This window comes from Coleofasciculus sp. (assembly GCF_046565525.1).
In the GTDB taxonomy this organism is placed as follows: Bacteria; Cyanobacteriota; Cyanobacteriia; order Cyanobacteriales; family Coleofasciculaceae; genus Coleofasciculus.
This window is the reverse complement of sequence record NZ_JBKHUP010000257.1, coordinates 1-1287: the sequence shown is the minus strand read 5'-3', so window position 1 is coordinate 1287 and position 1287 is coordinate 1. Positions and strand designations below refer to the sequence as shown.

General features: G+C 42.4%; 1 pseudogene. It reads left to right on the top strand.

Going from position 1 to position 1287, the window contains the following annotated elements:
- Positions 1 to 101 precede the first annotated feature (101 nt).
- Positions 102 to 1287: pseudogene (locus ACLGGO_RS35580) on the top strand (RNA-guided endonuclease InsQ/TnpB family protein); the annotation flags it as partial.

The window sequence follows — 1287 nt, the reverse complement described above, 5'->3', positions numbered from 1 at the left end:
GTCGGGGGATGAAACCGAGCAAGTCGTAAAGACAGCGGGATTTATCCCGCAATAATCCCCTTAAGTAATATAATATAACCATAAAATTGGAGGTGATGTTATTGTACGGTTGTCAGCAATTACTATTAAATCCAGATCAAGAGCTAACTGCAGTTCTAGAGTTTATTTGCACCGAAGCGAATAACTTAATGAACTGTGGTATTTATTATGCTCGTCAAGTCTGGTTTAAGTGTCGGCGGACTATCGGTAAATATGACTTAGAAAAGGAGTATAAAAATAACAAACATTTCCAAGCTCTCTATTCTCAGGCAGCTCAACAAGCGCTAAGAACGGTTAGCGAATCTTTCAAGTCATTTGATGGGTTGATGAAGGCGTTCATAAAAGGAAAGATAGCGGACAATCCTAGACTACCTAAGTATTTAAAGAAAGGCGGTCTTTCTGTTGTCAGTTATCCTAAACAAGCTTTGAAGATTAAAGATGGTCAAATTAGAATACCGCTAGGAACGCTAGTCAAGACATGGTTCAAGATAGCGGATTTCTTTATTCATAAGCCATCTAATCTTGCCTTCAAAGACATTAAAGAGCTGAGAATCCTTCCCCGCAACGGTTGCTTCTATGCTGAGTTTGTCTACCTCCTGCCTTCTGTAACAGCAGATGTAGACTCCTCACGGGTGCTAGGAATCGACCCCGGACTCGACAACTGGATGACCTGCGTTTCTAACGTAGAGACCAGCTTTATTGTTGATGGACGTAAACTAAAGAGTCTTAATCAGCTCTACAACAAACGGGTGGCAACCATTAAGTTGGGGAAAGCTCAAGGATTTTGGGATGAAGAATTAGCCACTCTCACAGAAAAGCGCAATAGGCAAGCAAGAGATGCGGTTAACAAAGCCGCTCGTGTTGTTGTCAGCCATTGTCTCCAACATCGAATTGGAACAGTTGTTTTCGGTTGGAATCGACGCAATAAAGATGGAATTGAGCTGGGGAAAAAGACGAATCAAGAGTTTGCTCAAATTCCTACCGCTCGTCTTAAAAATAGGATTGAGCAACTGTGCGAACAATATGAAATTCAGTTCGTAGAAACTGAAGAAAGTTATACCTCTAAAGCGAGTTTTCAAAGGCAACGATACTCTGCCTGTATTCGGCTCCAAGCCGGAAGGGTGGATGCCGAGTGGGAAGCGAGTAAAACGAGGAATGTACCGCACCAAAAATGGAGAATTTGTCAACGCCGATGCTAACGGTGCTGCCAATATCCTCCGCAAAGTAGAGATACAGCTAGGTCTTGAT